This is a genomic window from Pedobacter sp. MC2016-05, from assembly GCF_026239735.1.
GTDB lineage: Bacteria > Bacteroidota > Bacteroidia > Sphingobacteriales > Sphingobacteriaceae > Pedobacter.
In genome coordinates, this window is record NZ_JAPIVT010000001.1 from 196302 (window position 1) to 222489 (window position 26188).

Here is a 26188-nt window from a genome sequence, read left to right on the forward strand (position 1 = left end):
ATATTTTAATTGGATTTCAGCCTTTAGTCAGTTGCATCATTTCCAACTTCCTTTTCATGATCATTATTAATCGGTCTGTCGCTAATTAAGCGTTGCGTTGGATAGGCAAAACCAGATTTATTTCGCATGACGATATCCATAATTTCAAGATTTATTTCCTGCCTGATTCTTAAAAATTCATTGAAATCAAGGTTGGTAATGAAATAATTAACTTCAATATTTAAAGCTGAATCACCAAAGCTTTTAAAAGATGCATGTACATCAACCGTTCCTGGCCTTTGGTTGATATATGCCTTGATTTCTGATATAATATTCTTAACAGATTCTGCCGTTGTTTCGTATGTTAATCCAATTATAAAATTCACCTTTCTCGAATCACGTAACGAAAGGTTTTCCAATACCCCATCAATCATACCGCGGTTAGGTATAGTGGCCATCGTTTTTTCGGCCGTACGTATTCTGGTGCTTCTGAAGCCCACTCTCTCTACAGTACCTTCAACACCATCAACCTTAACCAAATCGCCAACCACAAAAGGCTTATCTAAAAAGATGGTAAAAGAACCAATCAAATTTTCCAAACTTTCCTTAGCAGCCAGTGCAATAGCAATACCACCGATACCTAAACCCGTAATCAGCGTTAATACATTCACCTCGAAAACAAAGCCCAGCAAAGTAAAAAAGCCTATAAAAATCACCAACGTTTTAAAAAGTTCCTTAAGAAACGGAACCAGTTGATCATCCGATTTATTATGGGTTAGTGAGGCTTTAAATAATAAAACATGACTGATGAAATCGATAATCCTCAAGATGATCCAGAAGACTGACAGGATAATCATGAAAAGAAAAATTCTGTCTATACAATCGCCTATGCTTACTGGAATGGCTTCTTTCGTTTTGCCCACCAATTTGCTGTAATGGAAAATGGCCAGCTCTAGTGGGTGTTTAAGCTGATTTATGGACAGATACAGTGTAGCGAGCAGGATGAAGGTTTCGATCGGCTTCACCAGCAGGGAAACAAAAGCTGCATCATGCGATTGTTGAGAGAAACTTCTGAACAATCTAAACAAAAGTTTGCTCAACAGTTTGGAAAATATGCGCTTGAAAATCAAACCGAACAAAAGTATTCCCCCGAAAAGGCAATAGGCTTTTACGGTGTTGCCCCAAAAAACCTGTTCGAAAAATGCAGAATCTAACATAATAAATAAAGGTATAAACAAAAAAACCTCCACGAAATTAATCGTGAAGGCTATATCTTATAATAAAGAATATTATTTTCTCAAAGATTTGATACGAGCAGCTTTACCAGTTAAAGCACGTAAGTAGAATAATTTCGCTCTACGAACTTTACCATAGCTATTTACCTCTATCTTCTCGATGTTTGGAGAATTAACAGGGAAAATACGCTCAACACCAATACTGTTACTAATTTTACGAACTGTGAAAGTTTCGTTAGCACCTGCACTGTTGCGTTGAATTACAACACCTTGGTAAATTTGAATACGTTCTTTATTACCTTCGCGAATTTTATAGTGTACGCTCACTGTATCGCCAGACTTGAACGCAGGAAAATCTTTTTTCGCGATGGCCTGCTCTTCAACAAATTTTACTAAATCCATGATTTTAAGCTATTAAATCGATATTTCAACCCGTGAAATTCGGATTGCAATATTAGGGATTTTTTTCCAATTATAAAAACTAATTTTATTTTTTCCACAATCTTTTAGAAATCCACATTGTTGCGTGTTAAATGCTTCTATTCCAAAAGATCAGGCCGGCGGGTTTTAGTACGCTCCAATGCCTGTTCATGCCTCCATTCATTCACTTTTGCTTCATGTCCACTCAATAAAACATCAGGCACTTTATGGCCTCTCCAATCAGCCGGCCGGGTGTAAACAGGTGCATCCAGCAGCTCTCCCTGAAAGCTATCAGAAAGGGCAGAAGTTTCATCATTCAAAACACCGGGAATTAACCGCACCACGGCATCAACTACAATCGCCGCAGGCAATTCTCCGCCACTTAACACATAATCGCCTACGGAGATCTCACGGGTAACAAAAATATCGCGAATACGTTGATCTATTCCCTTATAGTGGCCACAGAGAATAATGATGTTCTTTTTAATGGAAAGCTCATTGGCTGTGCTTTGGTTTAGCGTAACCCCATCCGGACTCATGAAAATGATCTCGTCATATTCCCTTTCTGCTTGAAGCTTTTCGATACAGGCCGCAAAGGGCTCAATACTCATTACCATCCCGCTTCCTCCGCCGTATTGATAGTCATCTACACTCTTTTGTTTGTTAGTCGCATAATCACGAAGATTATGAACCACAATTTCCGCAATACCTTTTTTTTGAGCACGCTGCAAAATGGAATGTGCAAAAGGGCTTTCTAACAAAGCCGGAAGAACCGTTATAATATCAAAACGCATGGAGCAAAGGTAAGAATAGTTTGGCGTTTGGCGATAAGCGTTGTGTTGTCATGGCTTAACAAAAACACATCGCCAGTATCATAATCACCATTTTCTATAAAAATTCTGCTAATCGTAATTTACTAATCCGCTATTCCATAAAACTAATCCAGTTGATATTTTGGAGAAAGAGGAATCAAATCGTCCATTGATCGTGAATTACTGCTACCAGATAATAGGCTTGCTCGTGCTTTTTGAAAACGAAACGAAGGCTATTCCAATCAAGCCCTTTATATTTTTCGCCATTTCCTTTAAAATAGTATTCAGTAAAATGGAGCTGCGGATAACTTTCCTTTAAATTGTTGATCGTATTGCCCTGTCCGATAAACTCATCGTAGCTTTTCCGATCTGCATTTAAATAGTCTTCATTGTAAACAAACCTTTCGATATAGGGCTTAACCTTCATCTTTATTGCCTCGCCACTACCATCAAAGTGACCCCAGGTGAGCGTCCAGTTTTTATCGATGGCTTCCAAAAAATCTTTGGCTAAAACATGTTTGTGTGTAGGATCGATGAACCCATAGGGAGAAAAACGAACGCCATCAATGGGGTGAAAGCAATACGCAAATGCTTGGTAGTTCTTTTCTTTTAAAGCTTTAAGCGCTTTAACAGCAACAGCATTAATAGAATCCTGCTGGGATTTTTGCGTGATAACTTCAGCTCCTGCTGACTTATTTTCAGGCTTTTTGGTTTGATTACAGCTTGCGAAAATTAGCAGCATCAAAAAAAAAATGAATAAACCTTTCATCATTGTTAAACGGAAAATACACGAAAAAGGTTTATCTGAGAGATATTAATTCTCCAGATAAATATCAAGTAAGCCTTCCGGCAAATCCAGGGTCAAAATCTTTTCCTCATCATCTATCTCCACAATGAAATCTTCATTGAGCGGAAAAAGAATTTCAGTTTGCTGGTATAAAACGGTGGCAATAAATTGTTGTGGGTATTCATTTACCTCGAGAATTTCACCAAGTTCGCCAAGGCTTTTGTCAACTGCGGTAAAACCCTTAAGGTCTGTATAGAAGAATTCGTTCTCGTCACGTTCTGGCATTAGGTTTAATGGCAGATAGAGCTTTTTCTTTAACAATGGTTGCGCCTTATCGATATGATCAACGTCATCGAAATTAAAGTAACCCGTTTTATTTGCCTGAAGCTTCGCATCGGCCACGAAGTAGGGCACGAGCTTTCCATTCATATCTGCAAACATCACATCAAATGCGAGCTGCTCGTATTCATCAAATTCAAAAAAGATTTGAACTTCACCTTTTAAACCCCTTGTTTTTGTAACGTAACCTACGTAAAATGCTTCTTCGTGTTTCATAACCACAAACCTAATTTATAATCGTCATTGAGACCCTGTTCTCATCAGAGGAAAACCGCCTACTGCAAGCCGGCAATCTCAGTCACACAATCATCCAAAATGAGATTGCTTCGTTTCTCGCAATGACGATATCGAATAGAAAATCGCTTATATAAAAATAGCGTTCCGAAACTCGAAACGCTATTTCTTTGAACAAAACAATTACAATTATTCTGCTCCTTCTTCTTTAGTAGCTTCTGCTGCAGGAGCTTCTTCAGTTGCCTCAGCAGCTGGAGTTTCTTCTTCAACAACTTCTTCTGCAACTGGTGCATTTTTAGCTGCGATTGCTGCTGCTCTGTCTTCTTTTTTCTTAGCTTCTGCCGCTAATGCTGCTTTACGCACATCTGCTTTAGAAGTAGCTAAACCTTCTGTTTTACCAGAGATTTTACCAGCTTTAGCATCAACCCAAGCAGCGAATTTTTCGTCAGCTTGTTCTTGTGTTAAAGCACCTTTTTTAACACCACCTTCTAAGTGTTTTTTGTATAAAACGCCTTTGTAAGATAGAATAGCACGAGCTGTATCAGTTGGTTGTGCACCACTGTTAACCCAAGCTAAAGTTTTTTCGAAGTTAATTTCGATAGTAGCAGGGTTGGTGTTTGGGTTGTATGAACCTAAACGCTCAATAAATTTACCATCACGTGGAGAGCGAGAATCTGCTACCACAACGTGGAAAAAAGGTTTTCCTTTTTTACCGAATCTTTGCAATCTGATTTTAGTTGCCATTTCTTTTCGTATTTATGTATTCAACATAGTTCCCGGAGCTACATGCTGCGGGGCTGCAAAGATAAAAAAATTCCGCAAATTAAAAACATAGTTTAATTAGTTTATTTTCAGGACATTTGGGCAAAAATATTTGCAGATACAACATGAAAAGGATTGCCATTGATATGGATGAGGTAATTGCCGATCCAATTAAGAAATTTATTCAACTTTACAACCGCGATTATAATGTTCCATTGGATTTAAAAATTGATGCCGGCAATGAGATTTACCACCATGTGCCGAAAGATGTGGAACGAAAATGGTTTGAATACATCAACGAACCGGGTTTTTTCCGCGACCTGGAAGTTATTCCAGACAGCCAAAGGGTACTTAAAGCGCTGCAGGAAAAGTACGATGTATTTATTGTTTCTGCCGCAATGGAATTTCCAAATTGCTTAAAAGATAAATACGATTGGCTCACGGATCATTTCCCTTTTATCGACTGGCAACATATTATTTTCTGCGGACAAAAAATTGTGAGTACCGATATTATGATTGACGATAGGATTAAAAATTTTGTGAATTTTCCTGGCAGGCCGTTGTTATTTACCTCTCCACATAATTTATTAGTTACCGAATATGAACGCGTAAATACCTGGGAAGAAGTTGCGGGCTTATTACTTTAATATTTGAAAGTTAAACGGTCATCACGACAATAGCACAGCGAAGCGGAGAGACCTTTATTCATTCTCTGTCCAAAGATTTCTCCACCGCGTTCGAAATGAAGAAAGCTGAAAAACCATATAAGAAAAATATAAGAAAACATAAGACAATCAGGCTTATATGAATCTTAAATGCCTTATATGATCAATTGTACTGTAATGCTATTTTAAAAATTAAACTCCCCAACAAGGTTGCCATTTCGATTATCGGCGGCCATTGGTAGCACAATTACTTTTCTCTGCTGCTTGCCTGTGGCATAACGGGTGTAAATCTCCGCGGTTACGGTTGTAGGTCCGCTGATGTTGATCTGCCTATCGCCATAATAATTAACTTCTATTTTATATTTCCCTTTTATAGCCTTTTTGATCATAAACTGCTCTGGCCCATATCCTGATGTAAAATCGTTACTAATTCTGCCGCCAATTTTTGTCCGGTTGTTTCCGTAATAACCCTTTTCTCCAGTTGGATCTGTTAGCCACAAATCGATATCGGTATCGTTTTTATTCCAATTTAACACCACCCGAACATCAACTGGCAACGCCGAAATTAAACGCTTGTCTATTTTTCTAATATTTAATTTATCTCCGTGTTTGCTGATCAGGTTATTGATTTCAGAAATGATTATTTCCTCAATGCCCTGGTCGCGATCGGCTATTTGTGAATTATAACTTTGCGTTAAAACTTTATAAAAATTATCCAATGCCATTTGATATTGACCAGCATCGGACAAAGCCAATGCGTAATCCCGGTAGCTTTGTGCATCCATCGGGCGCCATTGCAAAACTTTACTGGTAATAAAAATTTCTTCCTGATAATTGCCGGTTTGCTTCAATTTGTAGGCAAGGGTTTTATACAAATCAGCATTTTCCAGATCCAGATCGGCAATGCTGCTTAAAATTGTTAAAGCCCTAACGCTGTCTTTTTGCTGGTAAAACCAGTTGGCTACATCGAAATAAAACATAGGCGTGGTGATATAATCTGGGCGCATTTTCAAATAAGATTGATAAGCGCTATCTGGATTGCCAATCAATTTTTTCATGTAATCCTTGTCACTTTTAAATTCTGGGATAACGATAGCCGGCTGTGTTTCTACCACCCTAGCCGCACTGTTAGTTACACTTATTCCAGCAATCCGACCGTGTAAAGCTGAGCTCGTATTAATGGCTTGAGATCTGACTATTGTAGTTGCACTCGCCGTTTCCATTCGCTTGTATTGTGGTGCATTGCCCACTATCACAACTTCCCGTAAAGCCTGACGATCAGCTGTCTCGGCTTCCCGTTGTACCGCAACTGGAGGCGGCATTCTTACCGCATCAACCCGTGGTGGCGCTGCTTGACTAGCTTGTGGAGTAGAACGCGGAACTTGGCTTGGAGCAACTGCAACACGCGGGGCGACAACAACATTCCCTCCTGGCGCTCCATGGGCTATTCTGTTCTCAGGCGTGGGATATTGCTCGTTTTGTTTTGCCGGTTCTTTGTCATAGAAATCGGTATTCCACCAAGCCTTTAAATCTTTTGTCATCACTACCGCAGCGTTTAACAAATTTGTTTTGCGTTCCTGAATATCAATTATACGTTGTTTTAAAACGGCATCGTAAGCCTGACGCAATTCTGCAGGTGGTGCAATGTCGTAACGTAAATAATCATCTAAATTTTCTAACACAATTAAGCTGGTATTTCGTGTTACAATACCAAATTGTTTGCTTAATAAGCTAATGTCGTATTTGTTCGCCTCATATTGAATGTCCATTTCGGCAATTTTCTTTTGTGCCCAAACGCGGCTCACATCTATACTACTTAAAGCATGTTCCGTTGCATTTAAACGAACTAGTTGCTCTGCAACCACTGTATTTCCATAGCCAAATTGCAATATAAATTCGGTGTTTAAACCGTTCAAAATCCCGGCTATAGATAAATGCCCGTTTACATTTACATGCATTGATGGATAAGTCTGGCGAATATCGGTTGCATTTCTAATTCCTAAAAACTGCAGATTATCCTGGTTTAATTGTTTAAATGCATCTGTTACAGTTGTTGCGTTTAAATTGATAAATTGCCCACCGGTTTTTAAACTAATGTATTTTAAGGTGCTGTAGTCTGCTTTCAAAGCACTATTGATACTATGAACAGGTCTATTTAATGCAATGGTATTTTTCCCGAAAGTGGATAAACCGTCGGTGAAAAGAAGATATTCCTCCGCAGGAAGCAATCTCGAGTTCACTGCGCTGAAGTTTGTCCCGCCGTCATAAACCAGGCTTTCGAGTTTTGCCTTTAAGGCAAACCAGTTACCATTCACAATGACATATGAGCCTTCCTTTTTAAATTCGCTGTTAAGCAAGCCCAATTGAAGCGTTAAATTTTGCTTTTGGGCGATTATTAAACCTAAAAGCTCAATCTCTTTTTTAGTATCCCGCTGTAATCCGCTCAAAGAAACATCCCAAACCAAACCAATTTGATTTGCCCATTGCTTCGACCTGCTTTCTACCTTTGGAAAAACGTTTACCAAAAAATAATATCCATTTGACGCTTTTTGCATTTGCACTTCAGGCAAATCATTTCGTTTTGGAAGATTAATGGTTAAGCCGCTTTTAGGTTGATAGTTTGTTTTTTTAATTTCGCCCACATAAGTATTGCCATTTGCCTGCATGTCGAAATTGCCATCGGGCTGTTCGCTAAGTTCTGGTTTGAGTACACTTTCAAAAACTGTAGTTTTAAGAGAGAAATCTTCAATCTTTTCATTATAATCGAGAGGTAGATGATATTTGAGTGAGGCTCCTTTTTTAAAACTCAGCTCTTCCTCATAACCTACGATGATTGTTCTACTTCCTTTGGCTGGCAATGGGTAAATTCTGGTTCGGAAGTTATTTCCTTCTACTTTTTCTAATAAACCAGGATCTACACGTGTCCTTTCAATACTCTCGAAAACCTCCGTTGCCTTTGCTTTTTCAACCGGAACGGCTTCACGCATTTTGCCATTAATATCTAATGCGTAGCGGCTAACCGTAACGCCTTCAGGCATTGGAAAGGTAAGTTCTCCTTCTAATATTCTGTTGCTATTGTTATGGAAAGTCATGGTCATTACCGTGGTGGAAATGTTTCCCGTAATCTGTACATCGATATTGAGTTTGCTCATTTTTACAGCAGATTTTTCAGCATCGCTATTGGATTGTTGAACCTTTAAAACAGGCATTTGTGCTTTTACAAAAATGGCAATGAAGAATAGAGGGACGATGAGTAGTTGTTTAGATATTTGCATGACCTTGATTTTTAATAGTGATGCAGAATATTTCGCTATTACATAAATTTATTTTTTGGGCCTCATGCCGGCGCTGCGAAAATAGGAGCAGAAACCCGCGTGAAATAAACCAGATTGAGCATAAATACTTTTAATTTTTCAATTAAAAGATTGAAGTGAAAGTGGGACTGCAGCAACCAAAAGGATGCAGGCCATACTTTTTCAGAAAAATGTAACAATTAAATAAAATTTGCTTCTAATTATAAAAACTGAAACTATGTTATTAACCACAACGCCTTCGGTTGAGGGCAGAAAAATAGTAAAATATGTTGGTCTGGTTACTGGAGAGACCATTATCGGTGCAAATATTTTTAAAGATTTATTTGCCGGGATAACAGATATTGTAGGTGGCAGATCGAGCTCTTACGAACGGGTTTTGAGAGAAGGAAAAGACACGGCTTTGAATGAAATGCAGCAATATGCAGCTGCTTTAGGAGCAAATGCAATAGTTGGAATTGATTTGGATTATGAAACGGTGGGTAGCGGCGGTAGCATGCTTATGGTTAGCGCCAATGGCACTGCGGTTATTTTAGAGGATTAAAATATTGCTTATGGCGAAAACTAAGCAAAAAAAGAAAGTCTTTCCGGTGCGGGAAAGACTTTTCTATTTTATTCAAAATTTTTAGAAAGATAAAATATCAATCAATTTTAGCCATTTAGAGCTTACTTTTTCTGCATCGATATGCTTAATGGCATGATTGAAAGGGGTAAAGGTAATTTCCCGGTTAACCTGACCGGCCATTACGCGGTTTTCACCATTAATTAAACCTTCTACCGCAGCAACCCCCAATTGACTCGCCAATACGCGATCCATACAGGTGGGTTTTCCGCCCCGTTGAATGTGCCCCAAAACAGAAACTTTGGTGTCATAATGCGGATATTTTTCCTGCAAAATTTCACCTACTTTAAATGCGCCTCCGGTATCATCGCCTTCTGCAACAATGATAATTTTCGATGCTTTATCTTTTCTGCTATGTTCTAACTTATGCAAAATGTCGTCTGCGTTCATGTTCGCTTCAGGAATCATAATCGCCTCTGCACCTACACCGATACCGCTTCGTAAAGCAATCAGACCAGAGTCGCGGCCCATTACTTCGACAATAAAAAGTCTGTCGTGAGATTCTGCAGTGTCTCTAATTTTGTCAACCGCATCAATAACGGTGTTAATCGCAGAATCATAACCAATGGTAAAATCGGTACCAGCAAGATCGTTATCTATTGTTCCTGGCAGGCCAATGATCGGAAAATCGAACTCCTGTGCGAAAATATTTGCTCCCGTAAAGGTTCCATCTCCACCAATCACAATCAGGGCATCTATATTTTTTTCTTTTAAATTATTGTAGGCAATCTGTCGGCCTTCTTTGGTTCTAAAAGCCTCACTTCTGGCGGTTTTTAAAATCGTTCCGCCACGCTGAATGATGTTCGCAACAGATTTCCGCTCCATGGCGATGAAATCATTGTTAATTAAACCTTCGTAGCCACGTATGAAGCCAGTTACTTGAATATCATAATAAATTGAGGCCCTAACTACGGCCCTAATGGCAGCGTTCATGCCTGGCGAATCTCCGCCAGAGGTTAAAACGCCAATGTTCTTTATCTTTTTCATTTATTCTTCGCTTTGAAAGCTGCCTTTCCTCTATCTAAAAATTCAATGTAATTTTCAGGATTATAATCTGCCCCTTGGGGTGGTACCAAAACATTTCCGTCTCCATCAACAATTACGTACTGCGGCTGCGAATTGCTATTAAATGTTGCCGCCTGAAAATCGCTCCATTTTTTACCAATGGTATTGATTTTTTTCTTGCTGAAGGTAGAAATGTAATGCTCTTCTACCGGCAGTTCTGTTTTATCATCAACAACGAGTTCTGCCATTACAAAGTCGTTTTTAAGCCTTTTTGCAACTTCTTCGTTCGACCATACATTGTTTTCCATTTTGCGGCAATTTACACAATTCCATCCGGTAAAATCGATTAAAACCGGCTTGCCCAATTCTTTAGAGGCCTGCTTTGCTTGTTCAAAATCGTAATAAGGATCGAAACCCTTGGGCGTTAGGCGATGAAATAACTCGGCCCATTTTTTTTCTTTTATGGATGTTTTTGATACCGATGCAGGCTGTGCTGCTGTTAAATTATTCAAATCAAAATCCTGTGTTGCAGTTGGAGGTAAAAAAGCACTTATTGATTTTAATGGGGCGCCCCACATACCTGGGATTAAATAAACTACCCAAGCAAACACTATAATGGCCAAAAATGTACGTGGTACCGATAAATAAGGTAGGTCGCTATCATGCGAAAATTTGATTTTACCTAAAAGATAAATCCCCATCAAAGCGAATATTGCAATCCAGATGGCTAAAAAAACTTCTCTATCTAATAAATTCCAATGATAAGCCAAATCAACATTTGACAGGAATTTGAAGGCGAAAGCAAGTTCAATAAAACCTAAAACAACTTTTACACTATTTAACCAGCCACCAGATTTTGGTAGCGATTTTAATAATGAAGGAAACAAAGCAAACAAGGCAAACGGAATAGCTAGAGCTAAAGAAAAACCGAACATACCAATGGCAGGGCCTAAGCGATCACCTTTTGAAGCGGCATCAACTAATAAAGTGCCAATTAATGGACCAGTGCAAGAAAATGAAACCAAGGCTAAGCTGAAAGCCATAAAAAATATTCCAACCAAGCCCCCCTTGTCTGATTTCGCATCCATTTTATTCACAAATCCGCTTGGCAATGTAATTTCAAACGCACCCAAAAACGAAGCCCCAAAAGCTACCAACATTAAAAAGAAAAACGCATTAAAGATGCCATTGGTAGAAAGTGCATTTAAAGCATCCGAACCAAAAATAATAGTTACCAGCATGCCTAAAGCAACGTAAATACCAATAATAGAAAGGCCGTAAATTATAGCGTTTGCCACCCCCTTGCCTTTACTGCCAGCTTTTTTTGTAAAAAAACTAACTGTTAACGGAAGCATTGGGAAAATACATGGCATTAAAATGGCAGCAAAACCAAATATTAACCCTTGAATAAAAGTACCCCATAACGTTAATTTTCCAGTATTATCACTTTTAACTGGTGCAGCTACTGAAGTTTTAACCGAATCTTTTTTAACGGTATCCGCAACAATTTTATTTGCTGCGCTATCCTGTGCAGAGCCTACCTCTGTAAAAACGATATCGTCGGGTGGAGCCATGCTCGTAGTATCTTGTGTTACGGCAGCGTAACTTTTAACAGCAGGTAACGCCAGAAACGTTAATGCTATTAATAACAATAAAAAAACCTTTTTCATTTGTGTGTTTTGTGTTTGAGGCGTGAAATTAAGAATAATTTCATAAAGACATCCTGCTAATACCGAATGGACCTCAGATTTTACTTTAAAAAGAAACAGTCCCGAAAAATTCGGGACTGCTAGGTAATGCTTTTAATATCAATTATTTAACCGGGATACTAAACTCAACTTCTTCCGGCGGCAGGCATTGTCTATCGTTACAAACCATAAACTCTACTTTGCCTTTAACAGTTGTTGCGGCTTTATTCAATTTAACTTTTTGCGTGAAGATTACCGATTTCTCAAAGTAACTTACATTCATTTTAAATGTGTCTTCGTATTTCGTAATGGCTTTTGGCTCAGCAGTTTTACCCACTAATGAGAAATCTTTCGAAGGTGAGAAAGCAAAAGTTGTTTTTACCGGACCTCCGTCTTTAACATTTTGAGAGTAGATGTGCCATCTATCATCAATTGTTGCTTTTAAATATAAAACGGCTTCAGTTTTATTAACTTTTTTCGCTGCATAAGACCAGGTAACTGGCTTTTCGATTTGAGCAAATGCCGCAACAACAGTAAACAATACCATTGATAACGCCAGTGTGATTTTTTTCATTGTGTGTTTATTTTGTGTGTGTGAATTCAATTTGTTTAAAGTTAAAAGATTTTTGATAATTATCTACCTTCATTATTAATCGCCCCTCATCTTCAACTCCTATAATCTCACCTTCAAAAACCCGTCCATCTTTTTTATAATATGCCGGTTTATTTATGGCGTATAACTTTTCGAGGTATCGATTTTTAAGGCTTTCAAATTTTCCTGATTTCAAAACTAGGTAGTATTTCTCCATAAAGGCGAATAATTTCTCCATAATTACTTCCAGCTGAAACTCTTTTCGTAAAATCTGAATGACAGAGGTTGCACGCTGCGCTATTTCTTCGGGAAAATCGGTTTGGTTGATATTTAAACCAATGCCAATAACGGATGATTTTATGATTGTTCCTGTCAGTGCGTTTTCTATTAAAACGCCACCTAGTTTCTTATCTAAATAGTACATATCATTGGGCCATTTTATACTTATTCCGCTCGTGATAAAATATGATAAAGTTTCACTAATGGCCAAACTAACCGCCATATTGAGATAAAACTGTTTATCAAGAGGCAAGAATGATGGTTTAAGATAGATACTTAAACTGATGTTTTTACCGGCCTGCGTTTGCCAAACGCTGTTCTGTTGCCCTCTACCAGCGAATTGATTATCTGCCATAATTACAGTTCCTTCGGGTAATGGCTCGGATTTTGACACCAGTTCTTTTAAAAAGTTATTCGTAGAATCAACCTCTTTTAATTTGATTAAATTTTGACCAACAAATAGTGTCGAAAAAGTGTTATTTTGCAAGGGTTGAATTTATAATATTGTAATTCCAAAATTAAAGCATTTTAATGGTAAAAAAGAAAATAGTAGCCCTTTCTACATACCTTTCTGAGTTAGCCGTTCATGGCATTCAAGAGAAAAAAGGAGAAGATATAGTGCGGTTAGATCTAAAAAATATTCATACATCTGTAGCAGATTATTTTATAATAACGAGTGCAAATTCCAGTACTCAGGTGAAAGCAATTGCCGATAGTGTAGAAAAAGAAATCTATAAAGCGACTCAAACCGACCCTAGACATAAGGAAGGTTTCGAATCTGCAGACTGGATTATTCTTGATTATTTTGATGTGGTTGTGCACATTTTTAAAACTGAAAAACGCCATTTTTATGGCATAGAAGAATTGTGGGGAGATGCTGAGAGTACAAATTACAAAAGCGCATAACCTCTGGAACCATTTTGAAAAAGAAAAATGAACGATAATCAAAATACAAACGAAAACAAAAAACTGGGAAAAAGAATTCCAAATATCCCGAAAAAGCCGCAGAAGGGACCAAAGTTTAATATTTTTTGGGTTTATGCTGCAATTATTGTTGCCATCATAGCTGCTCAGGTCTTATTTTCTGGAGATGGCGGTAAGAAAGTTGATTATCCAGAATTCGAAAGCAAAATGCTTTTGACTGGAGACGTTGAAAAATTGGTCGCTTATAAAAGCGAAGATTTAGTTAAAGTGGAGGTTTATATTAAAAAATCTGCTTTAGATAAACCAGAATACGAGAAATACAAGAGTACAAGTAAGTTTTCTACTGCCAATAATGGCCCGATTGTATACTTCAATGCCGGTACAATGGATGGCTTGGATAAGCAGTTGGCAGAGTCGCAAAAAAACCTTCCTGCTGATCAACCCAGAATTTTGGCTGAAAAAGATAGCCGTAGTAATCCATTCTTAGGTTTGTTAGTGAACATTGGTTTGCCATTGCTTTTATTAATCGGCTTCTGGATTTTTATGATGCGTAGAATGGGCGGCGGCGGTGCCGGTGGCGGTCAGATTTTCAGCATCGGTAAATCAAAAGCAACACTTTTTGATAAAGAAAGTCAGGTTAACATTACGTTTAATGATGTTGCGGGCTTAGAAGAAGCAAAACAAGAGGTAATGGAGATTGTAGATTTCCTTAAAAACCCTAAAAAATATACCAACCTGGGAGGTAAAATTCCAAAAGGTGCATTGCTTGTTGGTTCACCAGGTACTGGTAAAACTTTGTTGGCTAAAGCTGTTGCCGGTGAAGCACAAGTTCCATTCTTCTCTTTATCAGGTTCTGATTTCGTGGAGATGTTTGTAGGGGTAGGTGCATCACGTGTGAGGGACTTGTTTAAGCAGGCAAAAGACAAAGCGCCATGTATCATCTTTATTGATGAGGTGGATGCAATTGGCCGTGCCCGTGGAAAAAATAGCGTAATGGGTGGAAACGATGAGCGTGAAAACACATTAAATCAATTATTGGTGGAGATGGATGGTTTCGGAACGGACTCAGGTATTATCATTTTAGCGGCAACAAACCGTCCTGATGTATTGGACTCCGCTTTATTGCGTCCAGGTCGTTTCGATAGACAAATTTCTATTGATAAACCAGATTTAGTAGGACGTGAGCATATTTTTAATGTTCACTTGAAGCCTATTAAAACAGCGCAGGAAGTTGATGCTAAAAAACTATCTGCTCAAACCCCAGGTTTTGCGGGTGCAGAAATTGCCAATGTTTGTAACGAAGCTGCATTAATCGCGGCACGTAGAAACAAAGAGCAGGTTGATATGCAAGATTTCCAAGATGCAATTGACCGTGTAATTGGTGGTTTAGAGAAAAAAAACAAAATCATTTCGCCAGAAGAAAAACGAATCGTTGCTTATCATGAGGCTGGTCACGCTATTGCAGGTTGGTTCCTGGAACACGCAGATCCATTGGTTAAAGTTTCTATTGTTCCTCGTGGGGTTGCAGCATTGGGTTATGCTCAATACCTACCAAAAGAACAGTTTTTATATACAACCGAGCAATTAATCGACGGAATGTGTATGACAATGGGCGGACGTGTTGCCGAAGACATTACTTTCGGTAAAATTTCGACCGGCGCCCAAAACGATTTGGAGCGCATTACCAAACTTTCTTATGCCATGGTGAGTATTTATGGTATGAACGAAGCGGTAGGTAATGTTTCGTTTCACGATCCGCAGAACGAATACAATTTTAACAAACCTTATTCTGAAAAAACATCTGAATTAATCGATGTTGAAGTTCGTAAACTGATTGGCGATGTGTATATCAAAACCAAACAATTGTTGTTGGATAAACAGGATGGTTTAGAAAAATTAGCTCAAAAATTATTGGAAAAAGAAATCTTATTCCAGGCAGATTTGGAAGAAATTTTAGGTAAACGTCCTTTTGATACCAGAACCACATACGATGAATTCGTGAATGGAACAGGAGATCAAACTCCGGCAGCAGAAGGATTGATCCACGATGGCGTTAGCGATACGGATATCAATAAAGAAGTATCTGGCTTAAATCCCGCTTCGGAGAAAGAGTAAGTAGATATGCTGAATTGCATATAAAGACAATTATACATAAGTTTGAAACCTTGAACCTTAAAAGTTCAGGGTTTCATTTGTTTAGATACATTGATTAACAAATCAAATACGACATTCAACTTGTTTCGTATCTTAACAAAAGCAAGTACAAAAAAATGAAGGATAATACCACCGCAAAAGAACAGATACTAAAAAAGATAAGGAAAGCGCTTTTGGAGAAGCGTGAAAATCCCTATCCTAATGCGGAGGAAAGTCCTCTTTACAAAAAAAACACCCAAGAACTTGAGGTACTATTTGCCGAGCAGTTGACTGCTATTTCAGGAAATTTTATCTTTTGTGAAGATGGCATCGATTTTTTTGAAAACATGCTTCAATTGGCAGATAAGTTTAAATGGCGCAAAATTTATTGCTGGGAACCTGAGCTTCAAGAGTTTTTGGCTAAATATGAATTTCCTTTTTACCAGACAGATAAAGATTTTGAACAGGCTGAAGTGGGCATCACATTGTGCGAGGCATTGGTTGCCAGAAACGGCAGCGTAATGGTTACCAATCAAAGTGCAGCCGGCAGAAGGCTAAGCATTTTCCCGCATCATCACATTGTAATTGCCAGAACGAGTCAGCTGGTTTTAGATTTGAAAGATGCCTTCCTGCTCCTTAAAAACAAATACGGAAATCAAATTCCATCGATGATCAGCAACATTACCGGACCAAGCAGGACGGCTGATATTGAGAAAACATTGGTTTTAGGTGCACACGGTCCAAAGGAACTTTTTGTTTTCTTGATTGACGATTTTAGTTAAAAAATTTCTATTTCTTATTTATTAACCATATTTTTATACTACATACCGTTTTAGTATGCGGTATTATAATTATGAGCAAAGTAATAAATACGGTTATCGCCGGCACTGGAAGTTATATTCCTGAAAATATTATATCTGGTAACGAATTCCTAAATTCAACTTTTTTTGAGAATGGGAATCGACTAGAAAAGGAGAATTCCGAAATTATACACAAGTTTTCTGAAATTACCGAAATTGTAGAACGACGATATGCTTGTCCGGACCAATTGAATAATCATATTGGCGCTAAAGCAGCTGAAAAAGCAATCGAAGATGCTGGTATTGATAAAGAAACATTAGATTATATCATCTTCTGTCATAATTTTGGAGACATCCCCTTGGGAAGTAATCGTACAGATGTTTTACCTTCACTGGCAGCAAAAGTTAAGCAACAGTTGGGCATTTTAAATCCCGATTGTGTGGCTTATGATATCATCTTTGGTTGCCCAGGTTGGGTTCAGGGTTCAATCCAGGCAGATTACTACATTAAGAGTGGTGACGCTAAAAGGGTGATGGTGATTGGAGCCGAAACCTTAAGCCGAATTATTGATCCGCATGACCGCGATAGCATGATATTTTCTGATGGAGCAGGAGCAGTAATTTATGAGGCAAAAGAAGAAGACTCGGAGCAGAAAGGGATTTTAGCCCACAAAACTGAAACCCACGCGGTAAATTATGGGAATTTACTCATTATGGGTAAAGGTTCACACCCTGAAGAAACCAATGGCAACTATTATCTTAAAATGAATGGCCGTAAGCTCTATGAGTTTGCCGTGGTACAAGTACCTCAGGTAATTAAAAAAGCACTCGATAAGGCCGAACTAAGTGTAGAAGACGTTAATATCGTATTCGTTCACCAGGCTAATGGTAAAATGGATACGGCCATTATGAAGAGATTATTTAAACTTTACGGTAAAGATACTGTTCCAGAAAACCTGGTACCGATGACGATCTCCTGGCTGGGTAATAGTTCGGTTGCAACAGTACCAACTTTATTAGATCTGGTATTGAAAGAACAAGTTAAAGATTACAAAGTGAAGCCTGGTGATGTAGCCGTTTTTGCTTCGGTTGGCGCTGGAATGCACATCAACGCCTTTGTTTACCGTTTCTAATTAAGCCTTTTCAAACCCGCTTTAGCCTGGCTTTCAATACTGCTTTCATATTCATGATTTTTCATGGAAATAGCATTATTGAAAGCCTCTTTTGCTTTTGCAAAGTTCTTGCGCTTTTCATAAACTTTGCCCATTTGTAAAGCAGCATTTGCAGCAAAATAATATTTTGAATTTTTACCCAGGTTGATTGTGGCCTGATAAGCATTTAAGGCATCTTCGTCTTTTCCTAAATCATCATAAATTCTGCCCAAACGGTAGTTAAATTCTGTTTTATCCTTATCCGAAGAAAAATCCGCAGTTTTTTTGTCGCCTAAAAGTTGTAATGCCTTAGTTAAATAGCCGCCATCAAATAACAACCTTGCTTTTAACAAATCAATGGATGGTTGTGGAGATGACGCTTCATTTTTTGCTTGCTTATCTTTCTCATTATAGGCGTAACCGTTGTTAATAGCTTTAGCCGCAAACCCGGAGTAACCATTTTTATCACCTTTTAATAACGCAATCCAGCCTAAATGCAAGTAAGTATCTTTGATATAATTTACACCCTTATTACTGCTTAAAAAGTGATTGAAATAGGTAGCTGCAGACAGATCTAGCTTATTTAAGTGTGCTAAACCTTCTAAATAATCCAAATAGGGAAAGGGTTGGTAAAGCGAGCCCTCCGGTTTTTTTGCGAGAATGGCAATCGCTTCATCATTGTGTGCGTTCTTGATGCAAACATAGCTTCGTAAATAGCTTTTTAATAGGCTTGTATCCGCTATCCGATCCGTGTATTTCATTGTCTTTGAATAGGCCAAACTGCTATGGGCAACATCAGTTAATACATAAGCATAGTAAAAAACCACTTCTTCATAAAACGGTTCATAAGATGACTTTGGCAAATTATCAGCCAGCTTTTCGAACATACTTAAGCCCGTTTGAAGATTTCCTTTTATTCCAAAAGTTGATAAAGTACTTTTTAGTGCACCATCGGGAAGATTTCCCAGAACAGCATTAATTAAGCCTAAACCTTTCATGTTCAGGTGGAAGTTGGGAAATTTTTTGCTATTATCCTGCAGCAATCCGTTGGCTTTTTTTATTTCCATGGCGGCGTTGAAATACTCCCCAAAGCGACCGCGAATTAAAGCCCATTGTAAATTGATTTCAGCCTGTGCGTATAAATAGTACGGGGAGCTTTTATCATCATCACTTATTTGGTCCAGCCTTGATGATTTATTTCCTTTTAAACGATCGAAATCTGCCTTGCTTTCGGATGTTAAAATAGTAAAATAATCAACATAGTTTTCCAAAAGGGGAGTGATGGAATTATTTGGATGTTGCTTTTTTTCTGTAGAGATATAAGCTCTTGCATTGCCCAGCTTAAGCTCAAATATACTTTTATAGGCATTTAAGCAATTGGCATTAAAATCGAAATTGGCGAAGAGCGAAAGTGGAAAAACCAGTAAAGTTAGTAGGGTAAGTAAGCGCAAAAATTTAATCATTTGGGATAGTCTTGTTATTATTGCACAGCAAAGTAATTTTCAATTGAAAACAAATATTTAAGTTAACGCATAAATATCATTCTTGTTTTGTGTAGAAACAAAAAACGTCCTGATTTTCATCAAGACGTTCTTTAAAATTTTTTTGAGAAAAAATTAAGCTTCTGCTACTTCGTGAGTTAAAGCCTCATCAACCAAAATACGGCCACAGTGTTCGCAAACGATGATTTTTTTACGCTGACGAATATCCAATTGACGTTGAGGTGGAATCTGGTTAAAACAACCTGAACAAGAATCACGATCGATCGTTACAACAGCCAAACCGTTAATAGCGTTTTTGCGCAAACGTTTATAAGCGATTAATAATCTCTCATCAATAGTTGGCTCTGCTTTATCAGCTTTCTTTTGTAAATCTTGCTCTTCCTTTTCAGTTTCAGCAGTAATTACATCTAACTCGCCTTTTTTAATATCCAAATCTTTCTTTCTACCTTCTAATTCAGCTTTAGCAGCTTCATAGATTTCGGTTTTAGAAGTGATTTCGAAACCATGCTCTTTAATTTTCTTTTCAGAAACCTGAATGTCTAATCCCTGAATCTCAATTTCTTTAGTTAAAGCATCGTATTCACGGTTGTTTTTAACTTCTTTTAATTGAGTATCATATCTTTTGATTGCTGCCTGAGCATCTTTGATTGTATTTTTACGGTTTACGATCGAATCCTCAAGATCATCAAGTTCACCTTTGATTTTTGAGATTCTAGTTTCTAATCCTAAAACATCATCTTCTAAATCGGCAACTTCCATTGGCAACTCACCACGTACCTGGCGAATTTTATCAATTTTGGTGTGGATATTTTGTAATTCGTATAAAGCCTTTAGCTTTTGTTCTACGGTTTGTTCCATTAAAACAAGTAATTTATGGGGTTTGTATTTTGCTCCGTTAAACGGATTGCAAAGTTAGTAAATTTTTTCTGAATAATTTCAAGCAATAAATTAGATGTAAATTGTTCAGTTTCAAAGTGTCCGATGTCGGCGATGATGATTTTTTCTTCCGCATCAAAAAACTCATGATACTTAAAATCTGCACTAATAAAAGCATCTGCTCCTGCGGCAATTGCATCTTTAAGCAAAAAACTACCTGAACCTCCACAAACAGCCACTTTTTTTATCCTTTTTGTAATCACACCAGTATGCCTTACCACTTTGGCCTGCATTCTATCTTTTACCAGGTGTAAAAAATCATAAGCATCCATATCGTATTCCAGCCAGCCCATCATCCCCGATCCTACCAGTTGATGTTTATTTTCCAGTTTATAAATATCGTAAGCTACTTCTTCATAAGGATGGTTTTCAAACAAGGCCACCAAAATTTTCCGTTCTGCCTGGGTAGGATAAACCATTTCAATCCGTATTTCAGATTCTCTATGGCGAACACCTTTTTCACCAACAAAAGGATCAGAATCTTCATTGCCTTTGAAAGTGCCAAAACCTTCAGCATTGAAACTGCACTCGCTATAGTTGCCGATATTGCCTGCGCCAGCATAAAATAAAGCCGAACGGAGTTGCTCTGCTTGCGCTTGAGGACAATAGGTAACCAGTTTTTTCAATAAGCCTGGTTTTGGAACCAATACTTTTGTACCCGTTAGACCTAACCGTTCGCAGATTTTGGCATTTACGCCAGTATGAACACTATCCAGATTAGTATGTATGGCGTACAAAGCAATATTGTTTTTTATGGCTTTCAGCACTACGCGTTCTACATAGTTTTTACCATTGAGTTTTTTTAGTCCTTTAAATACGATGGGGTGATGCGTGATAATGAGGTTACAGCCAGTAGAAATGGCTTCATCAACAACTGATTCTATACAATCTAAAGCAACCAATGCCGCCCTGATTTCCATTTTCGGATCGCCAACAATTAAACCGGAATTATCATAGTCTTCCTGATAATGCAATGGCGCAATGCTTTCCAGATAATTCGTTAATTCTGATAATCTCATGGTATAAAGATATATATTTTGAGGTTTTTGTCTGACGAGAATTATCATAAAAACCACTTTTATTAGAAACCATCCGCAACCCCTCCTTGAAAATAAGGAAGGGAGTTGGATAGTGGGAAAAACTTTGAATGGAGGGATATTATAGTTTTACTGGGTTAAAAATACATACAGCAATTTAAATAATCCTTTATACTGTCTAATCCCCTACTTTTTTAGTTGGGACAGGGGTGATAAACCGAACCAAAGCAGTACAAATTTTTTCCACCTAAACCCGATAGCAACGAAAAGCCCGCAAACCCGATTCTTTATCGGGTGCGGGCTTGGAGTGCATAGCGGGACTAACCTAAAAAAAGTTTCTGTCCTTGCTTTTCAAATGATTGATATTTTACTAATTATTGAAATCCACCACCCATTCTTACCATTTGCAAACTTTCAAAAACTGCTTTCTGGTTGTATTCAAAAGCCAAACTTTTGTGGTTGATCACGTCAACTATGGTTCCGATCATACATAACCCGCCAGTGAAAAAGTATAAAATACCCATTCCAATCTGGCCAATTACAAATCGGTGTATTCCGGCGAAGCCAAGGAACCCGATTAAGGCTAGCAATAAAATTTCTGACGGCTGTTTTCTGCGGCTACCATAAATCATTAAGAAATTACGGAGTTGCTGCTCGTTTAAACCTGTTGTTGCTTGTTGTAAGTAAGCATATTCTTCTGGCGTTATACCTGGTAACGACATTAAAGGTGATTGATATATATCCATGGTTTCTATGTATTAGTGGTTTGAATTTTAAATTTGTTTCTATTTTTTATTAATGTATAAACTCTAAAAAGTATAATCAAAAGCGCTGGAAAGCCAAACCAATGTTGGGAAAAGCTTTCGGTAAACTGGCCATGAAAAATATGGCTTATCGACCTTCCTAAACCGCATCCCGGACACCAACCTGTGTAGCCTAAATTAGCCACCGGACAAAGTGTAAAGTGATGCTCATGACCATTAGCTGTTGCCAATAACACTAAAGCTGTCAGCCAGAACACAAGCTCCACTGGAAAGTTTTTAATGTGTTTCATGCTTTCAATTTATATATTTTAGAGGATTTGAGCCGTGCTTTGTTACAGGGATAGCCGTTTATTCGACCAACCGTAAATATATCCCGACGAATTACGATCAACACCCGAAGAATAACGAACAAACTTAAAAAACCTTTAATAAAGTTTGCGGTTAAATATAAAAGATAAGCTTATTTTTGTGCCTTGAACATTCGTGATTTAATAACCCGTTACAAAAACGACGAGAGGGTAACTGAATTTACCAAAGCGTTAAACTCCACTAAAAACCCAAAGATACAATTGAAGGGATTGGTGGGTTCTGCCGATGCTATTGTAGCACTTTCCTCTTATTTTCTACTCCATAAACCTTTACTTTTTGTACTTCCAGATAGGGAAGAAGCAGCCTATTTTCAATCAGATTTGGAAAGTGTTTTAGATAAACAGGTTCTGCTTTTTCCATCTTCCTACCGCAAATCATTTGATTTTACGCAGGTTGATACCGCAAATGTACTGGCCAGGGCAGAAGTTTTAAATGAGCTTAACCACGATTCGGAATATGGTAATATTGTGGTTTCCTACCCCGAAGCGATTGCAGAAAAGGTAATTGATCGCTCTGCGTTGGAAAAAAACACCTTAGAAATTAGCCTCGGCGCTAAACTGGGTATCGATTTTATCAATGAATTTTTAATTGATTATGATTTCGATAGACGGGATTTCGTTTACGAGCCTGGGCAGTTTTCTATTCGTGGCGGTATTGTAGATATATTTTCTTTCTCTTCTGATTTGCCTTACCGCATTGAGTTTTTTGGTGATGAAGTAGAAAGCATCAGAAGTTTTGAAATTGAAAGTCAGCTTTCGGTAGCCGATGTAAAAACGCTTACGATTGTACCCAATGTACAAGCCAAGTTCTTAACCGAAAGTAACATCAGCATTCTCGATTATATTGATCAGGATACGCAGCTTTGGTTTAAAGATGTAGAGTTTACCCTTGATATTGTTAAAGCAGGCTACAAAAAGGCTGTAGAATTGTGGAAAGCACTTTCTCTTGACGATAAGAATAAAAATCCGGATTGGATTGATCCGAAATTTGCTTTCAGCGACGAGAAATTACTAGGTGACCATTTACATGATTTTCCTTTAGTTGAATTTGGAAAGCAATTCTTTTATAAAACCGACGATCGTTTCGAATTTGAAACCAAACCGCAGCCATCGTTCAATAAAGATTTTAATCTCTTAATTCACAATCTAAAAGAAAATGAAAAAGAGGGAATTGTAAATTTTATTTTTACGGATTCGCCGAAACAAATTGAACGTTTATATGCCATTTTGGAAGATATAGATAAGACGGCCAAGTTTACGCCCATCAACAGCATGTTGCGTGAAGGTTTTGTTGATCCAAAAATTCAGACTGCTTTTTATACCGACCACCAGATATTTGATCGTTACTACAAATACAAGCTGAAGAAAGGTTATCAAAAAAGTCAGGCGATTACGCTGAAAGATCTTCGTGAATTAAAATCCGGAGATTATGTCACCCACATTGATCATGGTATTGGGAAATATGCCGGATTGGAAAAGGTAGAAGTAAACGGCAAAACGCAGGAAATGATCCGCCTGATTTATGCCGATAATGATTTGCTTTATGTAAACATCAACTCTCTAAATCGCATTGCGAAATATAGTGGTAAAGAAAGCGGCGTACCGAAAATGAATAAACTGGGTACCGACGCCTGGGATAAACTCAAAAAAACCACAAAAAAAAAAGTTAAAGACATTGCCCGTGATTTGATTAAGCTTTACGCTTTACGCAAAACACAAGCAGGAACGGCGTTTTCTCCTGATGGCTATTTGCAGACCGAACTCGAAGCATCTTTCATTTATGAAGATACTCCAGATCAGCTGAAAGCAACGCAGGATGTGAAAAGAGATATGGAAGCACCACACCCAATGGATCGTTTGGTTTGTGGTGATGTGGGTTTTGGTAAAACGGAAATCGCTGTTCGTGCCGCTTTTAAAGCCGTTGCTGAAGGAAAACAGGCGGCGATTCTGGTTCCAACTACCATTTTAGCTTTACAGCATTTCAAAACATTCTCCTCTCGTTTAAAAGATTTCCCGGTTACGGTAGATTATATCAATCGCTTTAAAACCAACAAGCAGATAAAAGATACTTTGGCTGAAGCAGCTGCCGGAAAAGTTGATATATTAATCGGTACTCACCGTTTGTTGAGTAAAGATGTAAAGTTCAAAGATCTGGGCATCATGATTATTGACGAAGAACAGAAGTTTGGCGTAACGGCAAAAGAAAGGCTCAAAGCTGTTCGTGTAAATGTAGATACGTTAACGCTTACCGCGACACCGATTCCAAGGACGTTGCATTTCTCTTTGATGGGTGCCCGGGATTTATCAATCATCAGTACGCCACCGCCAAATCGCCAACCAGTAAGTACTGAATTGCACGTTTTTAACGATAAACTGATCCAGGAAGCTGTTCAATTTGAATTGGATCGCGGCGGACAGGTTTTCTTCATCCACAACCGTGTGAATGATTTAATGCAATTGGGTGGATTGATTCAGAAATTGGTTCCTAAAGCCCGCATCGGGATTGCGCATGGCCAGTTAGATGGTGATCAGCTAGAGGATGTGATGCTTGATTTTATTAATGGCGAAAAGGATGTTTTGGTGGCTACCACCATTATTGAAGCTGGTTTGGATATTCCGAATGCGAATACAATCATCATCAATCACGCACATATGTTCGGCCTGAGCGATTTACACCAAATGCGTGGTCGAGTAGGGCGGAGCAATAAAAAGGCTTTCTGTTATTTATTGTCGCCACCACTTTCTACCTTAACCTCAGAAGCTAGAAAACGCTTAAGTGCTATCGAAGAATTTTCTGATTTAGGAAGCGGTTTCAATGTGGCGATGCGGGATTTAGACATCCGCGGAAGCGGGAATTTATTGGGAGCAGAGCAAAGTGGTTTTATCGCTGAAATTGGTTTCGAAATGTACCACAAAATTCTAGATGAGGCTATTCAAGAATTGAAAGAAGCAGAATTTAAAGGTTTATTCGAGAATGAACCTGCAAGGGCTTTCGTAGGCTTTACACAGGTTGATACCGATTTGGAACTTTACATTCCAGATGCCTATATCACCAACATCACCGAACGTTATAATTTATATACTGAACTTTCTAAACTGGAAAATGAAACCGAACTGGCTGTTTTTGAGAAACATTTAGCCGATCGCTTCGGTCCAGTTCCGCCACAGGTTAAAACAATGTTAAGTGTGGTCAGATTGCAGTGGTTAGGCAAAAAGTTGGGTTTTGAAAAGATTAGCTTTAAGAAAAATAGTTTACGCGGTTATTTCCTGAGCGATAAACAATCTGCTTATTTCGATTCAAATACTTTTACCAAGATTTTAACTTTCGCTCAAAATCATCCCCGGATGTGCAATTTAAAGGAGGTTAAAAACACCTTGCGCATCGCTTTTGATAATGTGACTACTGTTGAAGAGGCTATTCAAACTTTAACGCTGATTGATTAGCTAAGTACAGATTTGTTTATTACGGTTTGTAAAGACTACAGACCGAGGCGCATAATTATTAAATGCAGCACAGACTTTAGCCGTGGTCTGTGCCCTCACAGACCACCCATTGCTTTTTTCTTGTATCTACAACTTAGATACTTGCTTAAATAATATAATTAATGGACCCAACCTTACTACTCGATTTAGTGAAAATGCAAATGCCTTATGGAAAGTATAAGGGCTATTTGATTTGTAATATCCCTGAAAGCTATTTGCTTTGGTATAAAGATAAAGGTTTCCCGAAGGGTAAATTGGGCGATTTAATGGCTACCATGTTTGAGATCCGCGTTAATGGATTGGAATATTTGTTAACGCCATTGAAAAATCAGCATAGGTAAAAATGCTGAAATTGATTCA

Annotated in this window: 24 protein-coding genes; 8 read left to right on the forward strand and 16 right to left on the reverse strand. The window is 38.1% G+C overall.

Translation table 11 applies throughout. The annotated features are described in order from the left end of the window. Positions 1 to 23 precede the first annotated feature (23 nt). From OQZ33_RS00850 to OQZ33_RS00875, 6 genes are all read right to left on the reverse strand, one after another. Positions 24 to 1196 (reverse strand): mechanosensitive ion channel family protein, encoded by a 1173-nt coding sequence (locus tag OQZ33_RS00850; protein ID WP_265797161.1) that lies wholly within the window; start codon positions 1194 to 1196, stop codon positions 24 to 26. 72 nt (positions 1197 to 1268) lie between these two features. Continuing rightward, on the reverse strand, positions 1269 to 1616 hold the full coding sequence (rplS, locus tag OQZ33_RS00855) for a 50S ribosomal protein L19 (protein WP_056850556.1): 348 nt from the start codon (positions 1614 to 1616) through the stop codon (positions 1269 to 1271). A gap of 137 nt (positions 1617 to 1753) precedes the next feature. Further along, positions 1754 to 2428, reverse strand: coding sequence for a tRNA (guanosine(37)-N1)-methyltransferase TrmD (gene trmD, locus OQZ33_RS00860; protein WP_056850557.1), 675 nt, complete (start codon positions 2426 to 2428; stop codon positions 1754 to 1756). 175 nt (positions 2429 to 2603) lie between these two features. After that, positions 2604 to 3218: a hypothetical protein gene (locus OQZ33_RS00865; RefSeq protein ID WP_265797162.1), complete on the reverse strand. Its 615-nt coding sequence runs from the start codon at positions 3216 to 3218 to the stop codon at positions 2604 to 2606. 42 nt (positions 3219 to 3260) lie between these two features. After that, positions 3261 to 3788: a ribosome maturation factor RimM gene (gene rimM, locus OQZ33_RS00870; RefSeq protein ID WP_265797163.1), complete on the reverse strand. Its 528-nt coding sequence runs from the start codon at positions 3786 to 3788 to the stop codon at positions 3261 to 3263. Between the two features lie 207 nt (positions 3789 to 3995). Continuing rightward, entirely contained in the window at positions 3996 to 4550 is a 555-nt protein-coding gene (locus OQZ33_RS00875; RefSeq protein ID WP_265797164.1) for a 30S ribosomal protein S16, read from the reverse strand. 143 nt (positions 4551 to 4693) lie between these two features. Between OQZ33_RS00875 and OQZ33_RS00880 the strand changes: the two genes are divergently transcribed. After that, the gene (locus OQZ33_RS00880) at positions 4694 to 5215 is read left to right on the forward strand and encodes a 5' nucleotidase, NT5C type (RefSeq protein ID WP_265797165.1); all 522 of its coding nucleotides are present in this window, start codon (positions 4694 to 4696) and stop codon (positions 5213 to 5215) included. A 203-nt stretch (positions 5216 to 5418) separates the two neighbouring features. Here the strand turns inward: OQZ33_RS00880 and OQZ33_RS00885 are convergent, their stop codons facing one another. Next, the gene (locus OQZ33_RS00885) at positions 5419 to 8508 is read right to left on the reverse strand and encodes a VIT domain-containing protein (protein WP_265797166.1); all 3090 of its coding nucleotides are present in this window, start codon (positions 8506 to 8508) and stop codon (positions 5419 to 5421) included. Positions 8509 to 8764: 256 nt separating this feature from the next. Here OQZ33_RS00885 and OQZ33_RS00890 point away from each other — a divergent pair, with 256 nt between their 5' ends. Then, positions 8765 to 9088, forward strand: a complete 324-nt coding sequence (locus OQZ33_RS00890; protein WP_265797167.1) for a heavy metal-binding domain-containing protein — start codon at positions 8765 to 8767, stop codon at positions 9086 to 9088. An 81-nt stretch (positions 9089 to 9169) separates the two neighbouring features. Here OQZ33_RS00890 and pfkA read toward each other — a convergent pair whose 3' ends face one another. The 4 genes from pfkA to OQZ33_RS00910 form a co-directional block, all read right to left on the reverse strand. Then, positions 9170 to 10153, reverse strand: coding sequence for a 6-phosphofructokinase (gene pfkA / locus OQZ33_RS00895; protein ID WP_265797168.1), 984 nt, complete (start codon positions 10151 to 10153; stop codon positions 9170 to 9172). Continuing rightward, complete coding sequence (locus OQZ33_RS00900) at positions 10150 to 11841, reverse strand: protein-disulfide reductase DsbD family protein (protein WP_265797169.1); 1692 nt, start codon at positions 11839 to 11841, stop codon at positions 10150 to 10152. Before OQZ33_RS00900 ends, pfkA begins: the two co-directional genes overlap by 4 nt. A gap of 142 nt (positions 11842 to 11983) precedes the next feature. After that, a complete protein-coding gene (locus OQZ33_RS00905; RefSeq protein ID WP_265797170.1) occupies positions 11984 to 12433 on the reverse strand; it encodes a protein-disulfide reductase DsbD domain-containing protein in 450 nt (149 codons plus the stop codon). 7 nt (positions 12434 to 12440) lie between these two features. Further along, positions 12441 to 13217 (reverse strand): biotin--[acetyl-CoA-carboxylase] ligase, encoded by a 777-nt coding sequence (locus OQZ33_RS00910; protein ID WP_265797171.1) that lies wholly within the window; start codon positions 13215 to 13217, stop codon positions 12441 to 12443. A gap of 44 nt (positions 13218 to 13261) precedes the next feature. Here OQZ33_RS00910 and rsfS point away from each other — a divergent pair, with 44 nt between their 5' ends. The 4 genes from rsfS to OQZ33_RS00930 all read left to right on the forward strand — a co-directional run bounded on the left by rsfS (position 13262) and on the right by OQZ33_RS00930 (position 17720). Beyond that, positions 13262 to 13636, forward strand: coding sequence for a ribosome silencing factor (rsfS, locus tag OQZ33_RS00915; RefSeq protein ID WP_056850566.1), 375 nt, complete (start codon positions 13262 to 13264; stop codon positions 13634 to 13636). A 27-nt stretch (positions 13637 to 13663) separates the two neighbouring features. Continuing rightward, positions 13664 to 15769, forward strand: a complete 2106-nt coding sequence (ftsH, locus tag OQZ33_RS00920) for an ATP-dependent zinc metalloprotease FtsH (RefSeq protein ID WP_265797172.1) — start codon at positions 13664 to 13666, stop codon at positions 15767 to 15769. 155 nt (positions 15770 to 15924) lie between these two features. Then, complete coding sequence (locus tag OQZ33_RS00925) at positions 15925 to 16569, forward strand: LutC/YkgG family protein (RefSeq protein WP_265797173.1); 645 nt, start codon at positions 15925 to 15927, stop codon at positions 16567 to 16569. A 71-nt stretch (positions 16570 to 16640) separates the two neighbouring features. Further along, positions 16641 to 17720, forward strand: coding sequence for a 3-oxoacyl-ACP synthase III family protein (locus tag OQZ33_RS00930; RefSeq protein ID WP_265797174.1), 1080 nt, complete (start codon positions 16641 to 16643; stop codon positions 17718 to 17720). Here the strand turns inward: OQZ33_RS00930 and OQZ33_RS00935 are convergent. From OQZ33_RS00935 to OQZ33_RS00955, 5 genes are all read right to left on the reverse strand, one after another. Further along, a complete protein-coding gene (locus tag OQZ33_RS00935; protein ID WP_265797175.1) occupies positions 17717 to 19201 on the reverse strand; it encodes a tetratricopeptide repeat protein in 1485 nt (494 codons plus the stop codon). The genes OQZ33_RS00930 and OQZ33_RS00935 overlap by 4 nt on opposite strands. A gap of 153 nt (positions 19202 to 19354) precedes the next feature. Next, positions 19355 to 20098: a zinc ribbon domain-containing protein gene (locus tag OQZ33_RS00940; RefSeq protein WP_056850571.1), complete on the reverse strand. Its 744-nt coding sequence runs from the start codon at positions 20096 to 20098 to the stop codon at positions 19355 to 19357. Beyond that, positions 20098 to 21195, reverse strand: a complete 1098-nt coding sequence (locus tag OQZ33_RS00945) for a Nif3-like dinuclear metal center hexameric protein (protein ID WP_265797176.1) — start codon at positions 21193 to 21195, stop codon at positions 20098 to 20100. The genes OQZ33_RS00940 and OQZ33_RS00945 overlap by 1 nt, the downstream gene beginning before the upstream one ends. Positions 21196 to 21587: 392 nt before the next feature. Then, positions 21588 to 21959 carry a TM2 domain-containing protein gene (locus tag OQZ33_RS00950; protein WP_265797177.1) on the reverse strand — a complete coding sequence of 124 codons (372 nt, stop codon included), beginning with the start codon at positions 21957 to 21959 and terminating at the stop codon, positions 21588 to 21590. 5 nt (positions 21960 to 21964) lie between these two features. Beyond that, a complete protein-coding gene (locus OQZ33_RS00955) occupies positions 21965 to 22267 on the reverse strand; it encodes a DUF2752 domain-containing protein (RefSeq protein ID WP_265797178.1) in 303 nt (100 codons plus the stop codon). Positions 22268 to 22450: 183 nt separating this feature from the next. Here OQZ33_RS00955 and mfd point away from each other — a divergent pair, with 183 nt between their 5' ends. Both mfd and OQZ33_RS00965 read left to right on the forward strand, forming a co-directional pair. Then, a complete protein-coding gene (gene mfd / locus OQZ33_RS00960) occupies positions 22451 to 25789 on the forward strand; it encodes a transcription-repair coupling factor (protein ID WP_265797179.1) in 3339 nt (1112 codons plus the stop codon). 161 nt (positions 25790 to 25950) lie between these two features. Further along, positions 25951 to 26169, forward strand: a complete 219-nt coding sequence (locus tag OQZ33_RS00965) for a DUF3820 family protein (RefSeq protein WP_265797180.1) — start codon at positions 25951 to 25953, stop codon at positions 26167 to 26169. Positions 26170 to 26188 lie beyond the last annotated feature (19 nt).

What these genes read in the sequence shown, in the direction of transcription:
- OQZ33_RS00850 (WP_265797161.1), bottom strand. Translation starts at nt 1,196, where the DNA reads ATGTTAGATTCTGCATTTTTCGAACAGGTTTTTTGGGGCAACACCGTA.
- rplS (WP_056850556.1), bottom strand. Translation starts at nt 1,616, where the DNA reads ATGGATTTAGTAAAATTTGTTGAAGAGCAGGCCATCGCGAAAAAAGAT.
- trmD (WP_056850557.1), bottom strand. Translation starts at nt 2,428, where the DNA reads ATGCGTTTTGATATTATAACGGTTCTTCCGGCTTTGTTAGAAAGCCCT.
- OQZ33_RS00865 (WP_265797162.1), bottom strand. Translation starts at nt 3,218, where the DNA reads ATGATGAAAGGTTTATTCATTTTTTTTTTGATGCTGCTAATTTTCGCA.
- rimM (WP_265797163.1), bottom strand. Translation starts at nt 3,788, where the DNA reads ATGAAACACGAAGAAGCATTTTACGTAGGTTACGTTACAAAAACAAGG.
- OQZ33_RS00875 (WP_265797164.1), bottom strand. Translation starts at nt 4,550, where the DNA reads ATGGCAACTAAAATCAGATTGCAAAGATTCGGTAAAAAAGGAAAACCT.
- OQZ33_RS00880 (WP_265797165.1), top strand. Translation starts at nt 4,694, where the DNA reads ATGAAAAGGATTGCCATTGATATGGATGAGGTAATTGCCGATCCAATT.
- OQZ33_RS00885 (WP_265797166.1), bottom strand. Translation starts at nt 8,508, where the DNA reads ATGCAAATATCTAAACAACTACTCATCGTCCCTCTATTCTTCATTGCC.
- OQZ33_RS00890 (WP_265797167.1), top strand. Translation starts at nt 8,765, where the DNA reads ATGTTATTAACCACAACGCCTTCGGTTGAGGGCAGAAAAATAGTAAAA.
- pfkA (WP_265797168.1), bottom strand. Translation starts at nt 10,153, where the DNA reads ATGAAAAAGATAAAGAACATTGGCGTTTTAACCTCTGGCGGAGATTCG.
- OQZ33_RS00900 (WP_265797169.1), bottom strand. Translation starts at nt 11,841, where the DNA reads ATGAAAAAGGTTTTTTTATTGTTATTAATAGCATTAACGTTTCTGGCG.
- OQZ33_RS00905 (WP_265797170.1), bottom strand. Translation starts at nt 12,433, where the DNA reads ATGAAAAAAATCACACTGGCGTTATCAATGGTATTGTTTACTGTTGTT.
- rsfS (WP_056850566.1), top strand. Translation starts at nt 13,262, where the DNA reads ATGGTAAAAAAGAAAATAGTAGCCCTTTCTACATACCTTTCTGAGTTA.
- ftsH (WP_265797172.1), top strand. Translation starts at nt 13,664, where the DNA reads ATGAACGATAATCAAAATACAAACGAAAACAAAAAACTGGGAAAAAGA.
- OQZ33_RS00925 (WP_265797173.1), top strand. Translation starts at nt 15,925, where the DNA reads ATGAAGGATAATACCACCGCAAAAGAACAGATACTAAAAAAGATAAGG.
- OQZ33_RS00930 (WP_265797174.1), top strand. Translation starts at nt 16,641, where the DNA reads ATGAGCAAAGTAATAAATACGGTTATCGCCGGCACTGGAAGTTATATT.
- OQZ33_RS00935 (WP_265797175.1), bottom strand. Translation starts at nt 19,201, where the DNA reads ATGATTAAATTTTTGCGCTTACTTACCCTACTAACTTTACTGGTTTTT.
- OQZ33_RS00940 (WP_056850571.1), bottom strand. Translation starts at nt 20,098, where the DNA reads ATGGAACAAACCGTAGAACAAAAGCTAAAGGCTTTATACGAATTACAA.
- OQZ33_RS00945 (WP_265797176.1), bottom strand. Translation starts at nt 21,195, where the DNA reads ATGAGATTATCAGAATTAACGAATTATCTGGAAAGCATTGCGCCATTG.
- OQZ33_RS00950 (WP_265797177.1), bottom strand. Translation starts at nt 21,959, where the DNA reads ATGGATATATATCAATCACCTTTAATGTCGTTACCAGGTATAACGCCA.
- OQZ33_RS00955 (WP_265797178.1), bottom strand. Translation starts at nt 22,267, where the DNA reads ATGAAACACATTAAAAACTTTCCAGTGGAGCTTGTGTTCTGGCTGACA.
- OQZ33_RS00965 (WP_265797180.1), top strand. Translation starts at nt 25,951, where the DNA reads ATGGACCCAACCTTACTACTCGATTTAGTGAAAATGCAAATGCCTTAT.